This is a genomic window from Pseudomonas sp. HC1(2025) (assembly GCF_058742075.1).
Map to the genome: position 1 here is coordinate 5,361,859 of NZ_CP196017.1, position 16,799 is coordinate 5,378,657.

A 16,799-nucleotide genomic window follows, 5' to 3' on the forward strand; every position below is an offset into this window, starting at 1 on the left:
CACGTGGGAACGATCACACGATCTATCAGAACTCGATCCGCACATCGCCCTTCGGCACGCTGCAGCACGACAGGATGTAGCCCTCGGCTTCGTCTTCCTCGGTAATCCCGCCGTTGTGCTCCATTTCTACTTCCCCGCCCAGTTTCATCACCTTGCACGTGCCGCAAATGCCCATGCCGCAGGCCTTGGGGATCAGCAGGCCGAGCTTGGCCGCTGCCGCATGCACGGTTTCCCCTGGGGCCACACGGATACTTTTGCCCGACGAGATGAACTCCACCTGGTGCAAATCCGCCAGGTCGATTTCTGGCGCATCGGCCGCCTGTTCGGCTTGCTCCACCGCATCGGCACGCGCCTCTGGCGGGGTCGCACCGAAGGACTCCTCGTGGTAGCGGGTCATGTCAAAGCCATTGGCTTCCAGCAGGCGCTTGACCGCGTTCATATAGGGCGTAGGGCCGCAGCAGAACACTTCGCGCTCAAGGAAGTCCGGCACCATCAGTTCGAGCATTTTCTGGTTGAGGTAGCCCCGATATCCGGCCCACGGTTCGCCCAGGCCGTGCTTCTCGCAGATCAGGTGCAGGCTGAAGTTGTCGATGCGCGAGGCCATATGCTCCAGCTCGCGGTGGTAGATGATGTCTTTGGGTGACCGGGCGCTGTGCACGAACACCATGTCGACATTGGCGTTGGTGTCGTAATACCAGCGCGCCATGGACATCACCGGGGTGATCCCCACGCCGCCGCTCAGGTACAGCACCTTGGGGTTGCTGAAGTCGATGGCGTTGAACAGCCCGACCGGCCCGTGTACTGCCAGTTCCTGGCCTTCGTGCAGGGTGTCGTGCAGCCAGTTGGAAACCTTGCCACCGGGCACGCGCTTGATCGTCACCGAGAAGCTGTAGGGCACCGACGGCGAGCTGGAGATGGTGTACGAGCGCATGATCGGCTGGCCGTCGATTTCCAGCTCCAGGGTGACGAACTGCCCCGGCTTGAAAAAGAACAGGATCGGCTGGTCGGCCATAAAGCAGAAGGTGCGCACATCCCAGGTTTCCTGGATGACTTTGACGCAACGGACGATGTGCCGACCATTGGCCCAGGTCTGGGTGGTGACAGGATTCAGGAAGCTGTTGGACATGCTGTTCTCCACGGCCGTAGTTCGGCTTGATGCTGGCGATTCTGCGTAAGGCCGCAACCTGCCATTTACCTATCTGCGACATTCGCATACTTATCGCGACCAGCCCCCATACCACTGGGGTTGCGCGTCGGGAACAGAGTGGGCCATGTCGTTAATGGACAAGGTTGCGGGCAGCGCCGGGCCCACACTCGCAGCCAACAACGACGCTTTCTTTACGCCTTGCTGCAAACCTGATTAGCCACTTATCGCGGCCACACAGAATGGCCTTGAGGACACACACGATGGACGTCACCGCAACCTTGAGCTTGGGCGATCCGCTGGAACCCGCACGCAAGGCCACCGCGCAAATGCTGCAGGAGCGCGAGCGCACTTTTTCACTGCCACAGCCGTTTTACTCTGACCAGCGCCTGTTCGATATCGACATGCAGGAGATCTTCCAGAAGGAATGGTTGATCGCCGGCATGACCTGCGAGATCCCCAGCAAGGGCAACTACCTGACCCTGCAGATCGGCAAGAACCCGATCATCGTGATCCGTGGCGCCGAGGGCGTGGTGCATGCCTTCCACAACGTCTGCCGCCACCGCGGCTCGCGCTTGTGCACCAGCGACAAGGGCAAGGTCGCCAAGCTCGTATGCCATTACCACCAGTGGACCTACGAACTGGACGGGCGCCTGCTGTTCGCCGGCACCGAGATGGGCGCTGACTTCGACATGAAGCAGTACGGCCTCAAACCGGTGAACGTGAAGACCGCCGGCGGCTACATCTTCATCAGCCTGGCCGAGAACCCGCCGGCCATCGATGACTTTTTGTCGACGCTGAACCACTACATGGAACCCTACGACATGGAGAACACCAAGGTGGCGATCCAGACCACCTTGTTCGAAAAAGCCAACTGGAAACTGGTGCTGGAAAACAACCGCGAGTGCTACCACTGCAACGCCTCGCACCCCGAACTGCTGAAAACCCTGCTGGAATGGGACGACGTCACCGACCCACGGGCCGACCAGGCCTTCAAGGACCACGTCGCCGCCTCCGCCGCCGCCTGGGACGCCGAGAAGATCCCTTACGCCCACGCCAGCTTCGGCCTGCGTAACCGCATCGTGCGCATGCCGTTGCTCAAGGGCACCGTGTCCATGACCCTGGATGGCAAGCAGGGCTGCAAGAAACTGATGGGCCGGATCAAGAACCCCGACCTGGGCTCGATGCGCATCCTGCACCTGCCCCACTCGTGGAACCACTGCATGGGTGATCACATCATCGTGTTTACCGTGTGGCCGATCAGCGCCCAGGAAACCATGGTCACCACCAAATGGATTGTCCACAAGGACGCCGTGGAAGGCGTGGACTATGACGTCGACCGCATGCGCCAGGTGTGGGACGCCACCAACGACCAGGACCGGCGCCTGGCCGAAGAGAACCAGCGCGGGATCAACTCCACCGCTTACCAGCCGGGGCCGTACTCCAAGACCTATGAGTTTGGTGTGGTGAACTTTGTGGACTGGTACAGCGAACGCATGTTGAACAACCTGGGAGCGGCGCCAGCGCCGTACCTTAAAGGTGTCGCCGCTCACGAATAACGGACACACCAGAGATCAAACTGTGGGGCTTGTGTGGGAGCGGGCTTGCCCGCGATTGCGGTGTATCAGTCACAGATTTGTTGGCTGACCCACCGTAATCGCGGGCAAGCCCGCTCCTACATTTGGTTACTCATCTGGTCAGAAATTAATCATCGCGCCTCCAGCCCGCTATTACCCTGCCCTCCAGCCATCCCCCAACAACTTATCCACAAAGCCACCCACAGTAATTGTGGGCAACTGCCTTATCTCCTTGAAATAAAACCAAGAAAATCCGTGACTTATTCAAAGCAGCGGGTTTGATCGAACATTGATCATTTTTTAATCAGAAGCGTACAAGCCACGTTTTATATGGCCTGTAGCGGATCGCAAACACCTTATCCACAGAAGCGCCAACAGACTTTGGGGGCAACTTCGGCCATTCTGTGGAAAACCGCCTGCAACCGAGCAAAATCGAGGCTTTACGCGCGTAAACCGATTGAAATGGCGATATTGATCATATTTCAACCAACTCACTGCAAGCCTCTATTCACATGGCCTGTAGCGGGTAGCGAACATCTTATCCACAGAAGCACCAACAGACTTTGGGGGCAACTCTGAGCCGAGCTTTTTCCTTATCCACAGAAAAAGCCCAGTAAAAACCGTCGCTTAGGTTGGTTGTTTTTCGTACAGAGGGCTACAGGGCTTGATTTACATGGGGTGTGGACAGCCGCGAACAGGTTATCCACAGCTGGGCTAACAGGGATTGTGGGTAACACCGCAAACCCTGTAGGAGCTGGCTTGCCTGCGATGCAGGCACCGCGGCTTTTCAGTTACACCCAGGTGACGCCATCGCAGGCAAGCCAGCTCCTACAGGGTCAGCGCACCACGCCCTCTTCGACCAACAGCTTGAGAATCGCCTCGGCACCCGCCTCAGGGCTCACCCCCTTGAGCACCTGCCCACCGCCACCACTGGCCTTGGCCGTGGCGGCTTTCATGCGGTCGGCGCCGCTCTTGGCCTTGATCACCTTGAGTCGCTTGGGCCGAGGCTTGGCCGGTTGCAGCACGGCGCCTGTGAATAACTCATCGTCCACCACCTGCACGTCGTGCTCCTGCAGCACGCCACGCTGGGCCGGGCCGTAGGCGCTTTGCCGAGGCTTGGGCGCGGCGTTATCCACCGTGGCCAAAAAGGGCAGGCGCACCTTCAGGCGCCGCCGCTGCCCGCGAGGCAGCGCTTGCAGCACAAGGGCCACGCCGCTGTCGATGGACTCCACCTGGGCCAGGCCGACGATCAGCGGCCAGCCCAGTTGCTCGGCCAACAGGAACGGCAACATGCCCGAGCCTTCGCCGGTTTCGGCCTGGCTGCCGGTGAGCACCACCTGGGCGCCAGCGTCCCGCAGGTAGTCACCGAGTACCGGCAAGGCATCGGCGCCAGCCGGTTGTTCCAGCACGTGCAACTGCGCCAGCCCCATGCCCAGGTAGGCGCGCAGGGTCGGTTCGGCGATGTCGCCGGCATGCAGGACTTGCAGGTTATCCCCAGCCAGTTGCAGCCCCAGCTCGACGGCGCGGGCATCCTGTTCGGCGCGGCGCGGACGGCCGGAGGTCGGGTGGGCGCCTATGGATACCAGGCTGATTACATGGGTGGTCATGGCCATATCCTTTGTTTAAGCCGCATCGCGCTTGGCGCCGTTGCGGTGGGCCTGGACCGCTGCAATCAAGGCCCGGAGAATGTCACCGCTGTCGCCGATTACCGACAGGTCGGCGCGCTTGATCATGTCGCAACCCGGATCGAGGTTGATCGCCACCACCTTGTCGCAGGCCCCGATGCCTTGCAGGTGCTGGATCGCCCCGGAGATCCCGACCGCCACATACACCCGCGCGGTGACCCAGATACCACTGGCGCCGACCTGGCGATCACGGGTCATAAAACCATCGTCCACCGCCACCCGCGACGCACCTTCGGTGGCGCCCAGGGCAGCGGCGGTCTGGTGGAACAGGTGCCAATCCTTGACCCCGTTGCCACCGGAGAAAATAAACTCGGCCTCGGCCATGGGAATCGCACCGGGATCCACCGCCACCGCGCCCAAATCCTCGATACGCGGCAAGCTGCGCGCCAGGGCTGTGGATAACTCCACGGGCAACACTTCGTGACGCGTATCGCTGACCGGATCGGCGCATTCCACAGCAGCCAGGATCAGCCGTGGCAGCGCGCGCGCCAGGTCTTCCCGGCCTGCGCCGGCACGGCCGATGCACTCAGAGCCCTTGATCTGCCACACCCGGGTGGCCGGGCGTTCCTTGAGGCTGGCGGCAAAGCGCCGCCCCAGTTCGCCACCGCCACTGCGGCTGTCGGGCAGCAGCCAATGACGCGGGCTGAACTGGTTATCCACAGCCCGCAGGCCATGGACCCGCTGCTCCGGTGAATAACCGTCGAATTCGTGCCCGTCGAGCACCAGCAGGCGGTCCACGCCGGCCGTGTCGAAGGCACTTTCCTTATGCTCGCCAAACACCACCGCCAGCACCGCGCCGTCGCTGCCGGCCAGTTGCCGCGCCAGGCCGAGCAAGTCGCGGTCGTGGCTGCTCAGGCGGCCGCCGACCATGTCCGGCACCACGTTGATGTAGAACGCCGGGGCTGGCACCTGGTGCAACGGCAACTGCACTTGCGCCGCTGCCGTACGTTTGGTCGCACCGCCCTGCTGGGCGCCGCTACGGTCGATACGCTTGATGCCGTTGGGCCCGATAAAACCTATGCCATGCACGTTTTTACGGAGGATGCCGTTAGGCCCCATCCAGCTGTGCTGTTCCGGTTGCATCGCCGCATGCAGCGGGTGCAAGCGGTTGCGGGCGATCCATTCGGCCCGTGGGTCGCGGCGGATAATGTCGCTCATCAGTGGACCTCCGCTGGTACACGCGTGTTCTTGGCCGGTACAGCCTCTTCGAGCAAGGCGTCGGCCACCAACTCGGCAATGTCCTTGATCAGTGGGCGGGGTTCGACCACCCCTTCGAGCATCGCCGTGCACTGTGGACAACCCACGGCCACCAGTTCGGCGCCGGTCTCGCGGATGTCTTCCATGCGCATGTCGGGGATGCGCTGCTTACCGGGAATATCGGTGATCGGCGCGCCGCCACCGCCACCGCAACAACGGGAACGGAACCCCGAACGTTGCATCTCCTTGACCTCGATCCCCAGCGCCCGCAGCACTTGGCGCGGTGCCTCGTACTCACCGTTATAGCGGCCCAGGTAGCACGGGTCGTGGTAGGTCACGCTGTTGCCTTTGTGCTGGCCCAGGTTCAGCAGGCCTGCGTCGATCAGCTCGGCCATGTAGGTGCTGTGGTGCTGCACCCGGTAGTTGCCGTCGAAAGCGCCGTATTCGTTTTTCAGCACATGGAAGCTATGGGGATCGCAGGTGACGATGCGCTGGAAGCGGTACTTGGCCAGGGTCTGGATATTGCGCGCGGCCAGCAGCTGGAACGTTGCCTCATCGCCCAGACGCCGGGCCACGTCACCGCTGTCACGCTCCTCAAGGCCCAGTACGGCGAAGTCGACCTTGGCCGCCTTCAGCACTTTGACAAAGGCGCGCAGGGTGCGCTGGTTACGCATGTCGAAGGCGCCGTCGCCGACCCAGAACAGCACGTCGGTGCTGCCTTTATCGCCGAGCAGCGGCAGGTTCAAGTCCGCCGCCCAGTTCATCCGCCCACCCGGGGCGAACCCGCCGGGGTTGTCGGTGGCGATCAGGTTCTCCAGGACTTCGGCGCCCTTGTTCGGGGTCGCGCCTTTTTCCAGGGTCAGGTGGCGGCGCATATCGACGATGGCATCTACGTGCTCGATCATCATCGGGCATTCTTCGACACAGGCACGACAGGTGGTACACGACCACAATGTCTCGGCATCCACCAGGCCATTGACGATCGGTTGGTGCGGGTTGCCGCTGTGTTCGCCGATGGCCTTGCCCGGGTAAGGGCTGCCGGCGAACTTGGCATCGGTGCCGCCGGCCAGGCCGACCACCATGTCCTGGATCAGTTTTTTCGGGTTCAGCGGCTGGCCGGCGGCAAACGCCGGGCACGCGGCTTCGCACTTGCCGCACTGCACGCAGGCGTCGAAGCCCAGCAGTTGGTTCCAGGTGAAATCCTTAGGTTTTTCCACGCCCAGGGGCGCGCTCTTGTCGCTCAGGTCCAGCGGCTTCAAGCCGGTGGAACGGCCCCCGCCAAAGCGTTCGGCGCGGCGGTGCCAGGCCAGGTGCAGGGCGCCGGCAAAGGCGTGTTTCATCGGCCCGCCCCAGGTCATGCCAAAGAACATTTCCGACACACCCCACAGCACGCCCACACCAAGCAGTACGGCCAGCAGCCAGCCACCGAAGTCGGCGGGCAGGATCCCGGCCACCGGCAAGGTCAACAGGAAGAAGCTCACCGAGAACGCCATCAGGCTTTTCGGCAGGCGCATCCACGGGCCTTTCGACAGCCGCGACGGCGGGTTGCGCCGGCGCAGATAGACGAAGGTGGCGCCGACAAACATCAGCACCGACGCCAGCAGCAAGGCGTAGCCGAGGATGCGGTTATGCAGGCCGAAGCCGTGCACCAGGATCGCCAGCAATGCCGACAGCACAAAGCCCAGGGCCGTGGCGACGTGGGTGTTGGCGATGTATTTGTCGCGGGCGACCACGTGGTGCAGGTCGACCATATAGCGCTTGGGCATGGCCAGCAGGCCGCCCAGCAGGTCGACCTTGGCAGCACGGCCCCGGCGCCACATGTTCATCCGGCGCACAGCACCGAGGACGGCGAGGCCTATCGCTGCGAACAAAAGAATAGGAAGCAAGGTGTTCAACATGGTGAAGCTCCCACAGACCACGCAAGTCTCGCGTGGGACCCGGCTCAATGTGGGAGCTGGCTTGCCTGCGATGGCATCACCCAGGTCTCACTCGAGACCGAGTTGCCTGCATCGCGGGCAAGCCCGGCTCCTACATAAAGCAGCTCCCACATTTTTGACCGAGTCCACATTGGTTCGGTGTTGGGTCAGAAATCCTTGCACAAGCGCAGGGCGTCGTAGATCGCAGCGTGGGTATTGCGCTGGGCCACACAGTCACCGATGCGGAACAGCAGGTACCCTTCCCCCGGCTCGCTCAGGCACGGTTGCGGCTTGATCGCGAACAGCGCCTCGACGTCCATCTGCCCCTTGTTGCGCGCCCCTTGCTTGAGGGCGTAGTAGATTTCTTCGTCCGGACGCACGCCGTTCTCCACCACCACCTGGTCCACCACCCGTTCTTCCTTGGCGCCGGTGTATTCGTTCTCCAGCACGGCTATCAGCTTGTCGCCCTCGCGGTAGACCTTCTCCAGCATCATGTCGCCGGTCATGATCACTTCCTTGGGATACATGCTGCGGTAGTAGGTCGGGAATGACGTACCGCCGATGGCCACGCCAGGCTTGATGTCGTCGGTGACGATCTCGACCTGGCAGCCCTTGTCGGCCAAAAAGTCGGCCACCGACATACCGGTGAATTCGCAGATGGTGTCGTACACCAGCACGTTCTTGCCCGGTGCCACCTTGCCGTCGAGCACGTCCCAACTGCTGACTACCAGGCCTTCTGCCGCGCCCCAGTGTTCGTTCTGCTCGATGAACGGATGCCCGCCCACCGCCAGCACCACCACATCGGGGCGCAGGTCGAGGATGGTCGCGGCATCCGCCGCCACGCCAAGGCGCAGGTCGACGTTCAGCCGCGCCAGTTCCAGCTGGAACCAGCGGGTGATACCGGCGATCTGGTCGCGCTGCGGCGCCTTGGACGCCGTGGTGATCTGCCCGCCGATAAAGTCTTTTTTCTCGAACAGAGTCACGTCGTGGCCGCGCTCGGCAGCGACCCGCGCTGCTTCCATCCCGGCCGGGCCGGCACCGACCACCACCACTTTGCGCTTGGGCCCGGTGGATTTTTCGATGATGTGCGGCACGCCCATGTATTCACGGGAGGTTGCCGCGTTCTGGATACACAGCACGTCCAGGCCCTGATACTGGCGGTCGATGCAATAGTTGGCGCCGACGCACTGCTTGATCTGGTCGATCTGGCCCATCTTGATCTTGGCGATCAGGTGCGGGTCGGCCATGTGCGCGCGGGTCATGCCGACCATGTCCACATAGCCGCCTTCGAGAATGCGCGTGGCCTGGTTCGGGTCCTTGATGTTCTGCGCGTGCAGCACCGGGGACTTGACCACTTCCTTGATCCCGGCCGCCAGGTGCAGGAACGGCTCCGGTGGATAACTCATGTTGGGGATCACGTTGGCCAGGGTGTTGTGGGTGTCGCAACCCGAGCCGACCACGCCGATGAAGTCGAGCATGCCGGTGTCGTCGTAGTACTTGGCGATCTGTTTCATGTCCTCGTGGGACAGGCCGTCCGGGTGGAATTCATCCCCGCACAAACGGATACCCACGCAAAAGTCCGGGCCGACCTCCGCACGCACAGCCTTGAGCACTTCCAGGCCGAAACGCATGCGGTTTTCAAAGCTGCCGCCCCATTCATCGGTGCGTTTGTTGACCCGTGGGCTCCAGAACTGGTCGATCATGTGCTGGTGCACCGCCGACAGTTCCACGCCATCCAGGCCACCGGCCTTGGCCCGGCCTGCGGCGCTGGCGTAGTTGCCGATCACCCGCCAGATTTCTTCCGGCTCGATGGTCTTGCAGGTCGCACGGTGCACCGGCTCACGCACGCCCGAGGGTGACATCAGGGTCGGCCAGTTGAAGCCGTCCCAACGCGAGCGGCGCCCCATGTGGGTAATCTGGATCATGATCTTGGCGCCATGCTTGTGCATCGCGTCAGCCAGGTTCTGGAAGTGCGGGATGATGCGGTCGGTGGACAGGTTCACCGAACTCCACCACTCCTGCGGGCTGTCGATCGCCACCACCGAGGAGCCGCCACAGATCGCCAGGCCAATGCCGCCCTTGGCTTTCTCTTCGTAATACCTGATGTAGCGCTCGGTGGTCATCCCGCCGTCGGTGGCATACACCTCGGCGTGGGCGGTACTGAGCACGCGGTTACGGATGGTCAGTTTGCCGATCTGGATCGGCGCAAACATTGCTTCGAAAGCCATGGCACGGTCCTCGGCTTACAACGGCTTGACGGTGAACAGACCGTCGTCGTGGCCCTCTTCGGAGCCTCCGTAGACTTGTTCGGCGACGGTGCGGATGTTGCTGCCGCGCGCTTGCAGAATCTGGTCCATGGCACCGGCAAACCAGCCGGTGAACATGTAGTCGACCTTGCGTCCGACCTTGCCGTACACATAGACGAAGGCCGAGTGTTCGAGGGTGACGCTGGCGGTGCCTTTATCGAGGTCGATGTCCTGGATCTTGAACAGGCCCCAGCCGCGCTGCGACAGGCGCTTCATGTAGTGTTCGAACACCGCGACGCCTTCCAGGCCGTGGCATTCGGCCTCTTTTTCACACCAGTGCCAGGCGGATTTGTAGCCGGCCTTGTAGAGGATTTCGGCGTAGGCATCAGCGCCCAGGACCTCTTCGATACCCATGTGGTTGTTGACGAAAAAATGGCGCGGCACGTACAGCATCGGCAGGGCGTCGGAAGTCCAGACACCGGTTTCGCTGTCGACTTCGATAGGCAATTGCGGGGCGATCTTGGCCATGGAAACTCAACTCCAGAAAATTCGGTTTGGTGCCCGCCGCACGGATGGCAGCGGGAAAGAATGCAGGGCTTATTCGCCCCAGACGTCCTTGAGAACGTTGACCCAGTTCTCGCCCATGATCTTGCGCACCACGCGCTCGCTGTGGCCGCGCTTGAGCAGGGTTTCGGTCAGGTTGGGGAACTCGCCCACGGTGCGGATGCCCAGCGGGTTGATGATCTTGCCGAAGCTGGTCAGACGGCGGGCGTAGCCCTTGTCATGGGTCAGCATTTCGAAGAAATCCTGGCCATGGCCCTGGGTGAAGTCGGTGCCGATGCCGATGGCGTCTTCGCCGACGATGTTCATGGTGTACTCGATGGCTTCGGCGTAGTCGTCGATGGTCGAGTCGATGCCCTTGGCCAGGAACGGTGCAAACATGGTCACGCCGACAAACCCGCCGTGGTCGGCAATGAACTTGAGTTCTGCATCGGACTTGTTGCGCGGATGCTCTTTCAGGCCGGACGGCAGGCAATGGGAGTAGCACACCGGTTTCTTCGATTCGAGGATGACTTCTTCGGATGTCTTGGAGCCGACGTGGGACAGGTCGCACATGATCCCGACACGGTTCATCTCAGCAACGATCTCACGCCCGAAGCCCGACAGGCCGCCGTCACGCTCGTAACAGCCGGTGCCCACCAGGTTCTGGGTGTTGTAGCACATCTGCACCACACCGACGCCGAGCTGCTTGAAGATCTCGACGTAGCCGAGCTGGTCCTCAAAGGCATGGGCATTCTGGAAGCCGAAGATGATGCCGGTCTTGCCCTGCTCCTTGGCGCGGCGGATGTCGGCGGTGGTCTTCACCGGGATCACCAGGTCGCTGTTCTCGCGGATCAGGGTCTGGCTGGCCACGATGTTATTGATGGTGGCCTGGAAGCCTTCCCACACCGACACCGTGCAGTTGGCGGCGGTCAGGCCACCCTTGCGCATGTCCTCGAACAGGTCGCGGTTCCACTTGGCAATGATCAGCCCGTCGATAACGATGCTGTCGGCGTGCAGTTCGGCTGGGCTCATCAGGCGTCCCCTTATTGGCGATTCATGCGCCGAATCGTCTGCCGGCGCTTTGGGGCCAGCATATGCCCAGGGGCTGACAGAGCCGGGTGCAAAAACGACAGGGGAATTGCCGAAAGCGTCAATCCACGACAAAGGGTGCACGCAGGTGTCTGTCCTGCATCTGTTCTTTGGCCTACGCTTGAGCCAGAATTCGACCCATCCACTGATATGAGAAGGCGCAATGAAACCGATTTTCCTGGCTTTGGCACTCCTCGCCACCGGCGTCCACGCAGCCGAAGACACCGACAGCACCCCGTGTGATGGCATCGAAAACGACAAACAGACCCTGGAATGCGCCTCCTACAACAAAACCACCGCCGAACAGTTGCTCAAGGATAACTACCAGGGCCTGCTGGAACGCATGGGTTCCACCTACGCAAGCAACAAGGCGCAGTTGGCGGACATCACCGCTCGTCTGAAGGATGCCCAGCAGAAGTGGGAAAAACTGCGGGATGCCGACTGCGCGGTGGACACCTTCCCGGCAGTCACCGGCACCAAGGCCTACGCCATTGCGCAAAATGACTGCCTGGCGCGGATGAGTGATGAGCGGTCGGAGTTTTTGGAGTCGATCGGGCAGGAATAAGCGACAATCGCGCCCATCCTTTCCTCTGAACCAAGGCCACCCATGACTCTCTGCGGCATCGAAATCAAAGGCAGCGAAGCCATCATCGCCGTTGCCACCCTGGATCTGGCCCACGTCGCCCTGGCCACCAAGAAAATCGCCCTCGAGGACGATGACGAGGCGGCCAACGTCAAAGCTTTCGCCAGCCAGGTGGCCGCGTTTGTACGCGACAACGCCATCACCCGTATCGCGATCAAGAAACGCAGCAAAAAAGGCGAATTCGCCGGCGGCCCGACCACGTTCAAGATTGAAGGAGTGCTGCAGTTGCTGGACGGCGTTGAAGTGACACTGCTGTCGCCGCAGACCATCAATGCGCAGAACAAGAAGCACGACTTTGCGTTGCCGGCGACGCTGAACAAGTATCAGCATGAGGCGTTTAAAACCGCGTGCTCGGCCTTGGTAAAAAAGTAAGCCCCACCACAAATCCGATGTAGGAGCTGGCTTGCCTGCGATAGCGGTGGGTCAGCAACTTATCTGCCAACTGATACACCGCTATCGCAGGCAAGCCAGCTCCTACATGGGGTCGGCGTATGCGCAATAGACTTACACCACCTCCCGCCGCCGATCCTCCCGCGGGCACTTGGCAAACCGCGCCCGGTAGCTTCGGGTGAAATACGACGGCGACTCGAACCCACAGGCAATGCTTACTTCCAGCACGCTCATGCCGCTCTGGCGCAGTAACTGCCGGGCTTTTTCCAGGCGCAGGCCGAGGTAGAAGTTGCTCGGAGTGTCATTGAGATGCAGGCGGAACAGGCGCTCCAGCTGGCGCCGTGTGACCTTGATCATCTGCGCCAGCGCCAGGGTGCTCAGGGGCGGTTCGGTGTGTTGTTCCATCTCGCCAATCACCTGCACCAGCTTCTGGTTGTTGATGCCGTAGCGCGTGGCGATCTGCATGCGCTGGTGGTCTTTGCGCGGGCGGATGCGGCCCAGCACGAATTGCTCGGAAACCTGGATCGCCAGCTCCGGGCCGTGGGCCTGGCTGATCAGGTCGAGCATCAGGTCGATGGACGCGGTGCCGCCGGCGCAGGTGATACGCCGGCGGTCGATCTCGAACAGTTCCTGGGTCACGGCCAGTGCGGGATAGGATTCCTTGAAGGCATCGATGGCCTCCCAATGCAGGGTCAGGCGGTAGCCGTCGAGCAGGCCGGCCTGGGCCAAGACGAAACTGCCGGTGTCGATAGCGCCGAGGGTCACGCCATCATGGTCGAGGCGGCGCAGCCAGTGCTCCAGGGCCGGCGTGGCGAACTCCAGGGGCTCGAAGCCGGCAACTACCAACAGAGTCGCACCTTTTTTCAGAGGCTCAAGCCCGGCGTCGGCGTTGACCGACATGCCGTTGCTCGCCAGCACTGCACCACCGTCAGCGCTCAGCACATGCCAGCGATACAGCTCGCCGCGAAAGCGGTTGGCCACGCGCAGCGGTTCGATGGCCGAGATAAAGCCGATGGCCGAGAAACCCGGCATCAGCAGGAAGTAGAAATCCTGGGACATGGTGCGCACTCGTGGGACGGGTAGCGTGGTCACTGTGATACGCCAGTTCCAGCGCCCATTCAAGGGCACAGGTCGCTGCAGTGCAAGAGTGGGTCGCCGCCGTGCGTTTTGCCGCGCTGCAAGCTGGGTAACTTGGCGGCACGGTGCACAAAGACGCCGGAATCCACAATAACGACCTGCCGAGGGATCCATCATGAACCGACTGATCAGCCGCTGCGTGCTCGCACTCAGCGCCGTCTTGAGCACCAGCCTGTGGGCCGCCGATGCCGCTTCCTGTAAGAACGTGCGCATGGGCGTGGTGAACTGGACCGACGTGATCGCCACCAGCGCCATGACCCAGGTGCTGCTCGACGGCCTCGGCTACAGCACCAAGCAAACCAGTGCGTCCCAGCAGATCATCTTCTCCGGCATTCGCGACCAGCGCCTGGACCTGTTCCTCGGCTACTGGAACCCGCTGATGACCCAGACCATCACCCCGTTCGTCGACGCCGGGCAGGTCAAAGTCCTCGACGCGCCCAGCCTCAAGGACGCCCGCGCGACCCTGGCGGTGCCGACCTACCTTGCAGACAAGGGCCTGAAAACCTTCGCCGACATTGCCAAGTTCCAGAAAGAGTTGGGCGGCAAGATCTACGGCATCGAACCAGGCTCCGGGGCCAACACCCAGATCAAGGCGATGATCGCCAAGAACCAGTTCGGCCTGGGCAAATTCCAGTTGGTGGAGTCCAGCGAGGCCGGCATGCTCGCCGCCGTGGACCGCGCCGTACGCCGCAACGAAGCCGTGGTGTTCTTTGGCTGGGCGCCGCACCCGATGAACGTCAATGTGCAGATGACCTACCTGTCCGGCAGCGAGGACGCCCTGGGGCCCAATGAAGGCATGGCCACGGTCTGGACAGTGACCACCCCGACCTACGCCGAGCAATGCCCGAATGTGCACAAGTTGCTGACCAACCTGACGTTCACCGCCGCCCAAGAGAGCCGGATGATGCAGCCGTTGCTGGAGCACAAAGATGCGTTCGAGTCGGCCCGCCAGTGGCTCAAGGATCACCCCCAGGACCAGCAGCGTTGGCTGGAGGGCGTGACCACGTTCGACGGCAAGCCCGCTGCCGCCCATCTGCAATTGACCAGCAAATAACCTCTCCCGAATCACCGTTTCGCGGCCAACAACGGCCGCGAACGGCACTACCACGCCTGTAAGGAACCTGCCCCATGAACCACGACGTCATCATCACCTGCGCACTCACCGGTGCTGGCGACACGACCGCCAGAAGCCCCCACGTGCCGGTCACCCCCAGGCAAATCGCTGCGGCTGCGGTAGAGGCCGCCAAAGCCGGCGCCACCGTGGTGCATTGCCATGTGCGCGACCCGCACACCGGCAAGTTCAGCCGCGACGTGGCGCTGTACCGCGAGGTGATGGAGCGCATCCGCGAGGCGGACATCGACATCATCGTCAACCTCACCGCCGGCATGGGCGGCGACCTGGAAATCGGCGGTGGCGAGAACCCCATGGCGTTCGGCCCCAATACCGACCTGGTCGGCCCGCTGACCCGCCTGGCCCACGTCGAGGCACTGCTGCCGGAAATCTGCACCCTGGACTGCGGCACCCTGAACTTTGGCGATGGCGACACTATTTATGTGTCCACCCCGGCCCAGCTGCGGGCGGGCGCCAAGCGCATCCAGGAACTGGGGGTGAAGGCCGAGCTGGAGATTTTCGATACCGGCCACCTGTGGTTCGCCAAGCAACTGATCAAGGAAGGCCTGCTCGACAACCCACTGTTCCAACTGTGCCTGGGCATCCCCTGGGGTGCGCCGGCCGATACCACCACCATGAAAGCCATGGTCGACAACCTGCCCGCCGACGCGGTGTGGGCCGGCTTTGGTATCGGGCGCATGCAGATGCCGATGGCGGCGCAGGCGGTGCTGCTGGGCGGCAACGTGCGGGTTGGGTTGGAAGACAACTTGTGGTTGGACAAGGGCGTGCTGGCGACCAATGGGCAACTGGTGGAGCGTGCCGGGGAAATCCTCAGCCGCCTGGGCGCGCGGGTTCTGACCCCGGCTGAAGGCCGAACCAAGATGGGCCTGACCAAACGTAGCTAATCCCCTGCCGCAACCGGCTCAAAAATGTAGGAGCTGGCTTGCCTGCGATAGCGGTGTATCAGTTGATGCATTTGGCATTGACCCACCGCTATCGCAGGCAAGCCAGCTCCCACAATGAACCTCTTTAGCACTGGAAATTACCGAAATGAGCTTTATCACCGAAATCAAAACCTTCGCCGCCCTGGGCAGTGGTGTCATCGGCAGCGGCTGGGTATCCCGCGCCCTCGCCCATGGCCTGGATGTGGTGGCCTGGGACCCGGCGCCCGGCGCCGAAGCGGCCCTGCGCAAGCGTGTCGCCAATGCCTGGGCCGCCCTGGAAAAGCAGGGCCTGGCACCGGGCGCCTCCCAGGACCGCCTGCGGTTTGTCGCGACCATCGAAGAATGCGTGCAAGACGCCGACTTCATCCAGGAAAGCGCCCCCGAACGCCTGGAGCTGAAGCTGGAGCTGCACAGCAAGATCAGCGCGGCAGCCAAGCCCAATGCGTTGATCGGCTCCAGCACTTCGGGGCTTTTGCCCAGCGAGTTTTATGAAAGCGCCACACACCCGCAGCGCTGCGTGGTCGGCCACCCGTTCAACCCGGTGTACCTGCTGCCGCTGGTGGAAGTGGTCGGCGGCAAACACACTGCGCCCGAAGCGATCCAGGCGGCGATAAAAGTCTACGAATCCCTGGGCATGCGCCCGCTGCATGTGCGCAAGGAAGTCCCCGGTTTTATCGCCGACCGCTTGCTTGAGGCGCTGTGGCGCGAGGCGTTGCATCTGGTCAACGACGGTGTAGCGACCACCGGCGAGATCGACGATGCGATCCGCTTTGGCGCCGGTTTGCGCTGGTCGTTCATGGGCACGTTCCTCACCTATACCTTGGCCGGCGGCGACGCCGGGATGCGGCATTTCATGGCGCAATTCGGCCCGGCGTTGCAGCTGCCGTGGACCTACCTGCCGGCACCGGAACTGACGGACAAACTGATTGATGATGTGGTCGATGGCACCCGCGAGCAGTTGGGCAGCCATAGCATTGCGGCGCTGGAGCGCTATCGTGATGATTGCCTGCTGGCGGTGCTGGAGGCGGTGAAGACCACCAAAGAAAAACACGGCATGAGCTTCGCCGAATAACGGCTGTTTATTTCTGTGGGAGCTGGGTTGCCTGGGATAACGGTGTTGGATTGACCACCACCATCGCAGGCAAGCCAGCTCCCACAGCTGACCGAGTACAGATCT

The 16,799-nt window shown here is 62.2% G+C and carries 14 protein-coding genes; 6 read left to right on the top strand and 8 right to left on the bottom strand.

All coding sequences use genetic code 11. The annotated features are described in order from the left end of the window. Positions 1-25: 25 nt before the first annotated feature. Entirely contained in the window at positions 26-1,126 is a 1,101-nt protein-coding gene (gene gbcB, locus ACSSVH_RS24140) for a glycine betaine monooxygenase reductase subunit (protein WP_169953703.1), read from the bottom strand. A gap of 281 nt (positions 1,127-1,407) precedes the next feature. On the opposite strand from gbcB, the gene gbca reads away from it, so the two are divergent. Continuing rightward, positions 1,408-2,703 carry a glycine betaine monooxygenase oxygenase subunit gene (gene gbca, locus ACSSVH_RS24145; RefSeq protein ID WP_169953701.1) on the top strand — a complete coding sequence of 432 codons (1,296 nt, stop codon included), beginning with the start codon at positions 1,408-1,410 and terminating at the stop codon, positions 2,701-2,703. 854 nt (positions 2,704-3,557) lie between these two features. Here gbca and etfB read toward each other — a convergent pair. From etfB to ACSSVH_RS24175, 6 genes are all read right to left on the bottom strand, one after another. After that, on the bottom strand, positions 3,558-4,328 hold the full coding sequence (gene etfB, locus ACSSVH_RS24150; RefSeq protein ID WP_169953699.1) for an electron transfer flavoprotein subunit beta: 771 nt from the start codon (positions 4,326-4,328) through the stop codon (positions 3,558-3,560). 15 nt (positions 4,329-4,343) lie between these two features. After that, complete coding sequence (gene etfA / locus ACSSVH_RS24155) at positions 4,344-5,564, bottom strand: electron transfer flavoprotein subunit alpha (protein WP_169953697.1); 1,221 nt, start codon at positions 5,562-5,564, stop codon at positions 4,344-4,346. Beyond that, complete coding sequence (gene dgcB / locus ACSSVH_RS24160; RefSeq protein WP_492633826.1) at positions 5,564-7,501, bottom strand: dimethylglycine demethylation protein DgcB; 1,938 nt, start codon at positions 7,499-7,501, stop codon at positions 5,564-5,566. Before dgcB ends, etfA begins: the two co-directional genes overlap by 1 nt. A 185-nt stretch (positions 7,502-7,686) precedes the next feature. Beyond that, positions 7,687-9,747, bottom strand: a complete 2,061-nt coding sequence (dgcA, locus tag ACSSVH_RS24165; RefSeq protein ID WP_170057615.1) for a dimethylglycine demethylation protein DgcA — start codon at positions 9,745-9,747, stop codon at positions 7,687-7,689. A gap of 15 nt (positions 9,748-9,762) precedes the next feature. After that, complete coding sequence (locus ACSSVH_RS24170) at positions 9,763-10,293, bottom strand: DUF5943 domain-containing protein (RefSeq protein WP_169953691.1); 531 nt, start codon at positions 10,291-10,293, stop codon at positions 9,763-9,765. A 69-nt stretch (positions 10,294-10,362) separates the two neighbouring features. Further along, positions 10,363-11,340, bottom strand: a complete 978-nt coding sequence (locus tag ACSSVH_RS24175) for a dipeptidase (RefSeq protein ID WP_169953689.1) — start codon at positions 11,338-11,340, stop codon at positions 10,363-10,365. 220 nt (positions 11,341-11,560) lie between these two features. Here ACSSVH_RS24175 and ACSSVH_RS24180 point away from each other — a divergent pair, with 220 nt between their 5' ends. Together ACSSVH_RS24180 and ACSSVH_RS24185 are read left to right on the top strand one after the other, a co-directional pair. Continuing rightward, complete coding sequence (locus ACSSVH_RS24180; RefSeq protein WP_169953687.1) at positions 11,561-11,962, top strand: lysozyme inhibitor LprI family protein; 402 nt, start codon at positions 11,561-11,563, stop codon at positions 11,960-11,962. 42 nt (positions 11,963-12,004) lie between these two features. Further along, positions 12,005-12,412 (top strand): DUF3010 family protein, encoded by a 408-nt coding sequence (locus tag ACSSVH_RS24185; protein ID WP_432754718.1) that lies wholly within the window; start codon positions 12,005-12,007, stop codon positions 12,410-12,412. 132 nt (positions 12,413-12,544) lie between these two features. On the opposite strand, the gene ACSSVH_RS24190 is transcribed toward ACSSVH_RS24185, so the two are convergent. After that, positions 12,545-13,489: a GlxA family transcriptional regulator gene (locus tag ACSSVH_RS24190; RefSeq protein ID WP_169953683.1), complete on the bottom strand. Its 945-nt coding sequence runs from the start codon at positions 13,487-13,489 to the stop codon at positions 12,545-12,547. A 193-nt stretch (positions 13,490-13,682) separates the two neighbouring features. On the opposite strand from ACSSVH_RS24190, the gene ACSSVH_RS24195 reads away from it, so the two are divergent. From ACSSVH_RS24195 to ACSSVH_RS24205, 3 genes are all read left to right on the top strand, one after another. Beyond that, on the top strand, positions 13,683-14,621 hold the full coding sequence (locus ACSSVH_RS24195) for a choline ABC transporter substrate-binding protein (protein WP_172313598.1): 939 nt from the start codon (positions 13,683-13,685) through the stop codon (positions 14,619-14,621). A gap of 74 nt (positions 14,622-14,695) precedes the next feature. Further along, positions 14,696-15,583, top strand: coding sequence for a 3-dehydrocarnitine:acetyl-CoA trimethylamine transferase CdhC (gene cdhC, locus ACSSVH_RS24200; RefSeq protein WP_169953679.1), 888 nt, complete (start codon positions 14,696-14,698; stop codon positions 15,581-15,583). 145 nt (positions 15,584-15,728) lie between these two features. Then, on the top strand, positions 15,729-16,694 hold the full coding sequence (locus tag ACSSVH_RS24205; RefSeq protein ID WP_169953677.1) for an L-carnitine dehydrogenase: 966 nt from the start codon (positions 15,729-15,731) through the stop codon (positions 16,692-16,694). The last annotated feature ends 105 nt before the right edge of the window (positions 16,695-16,799 follow it).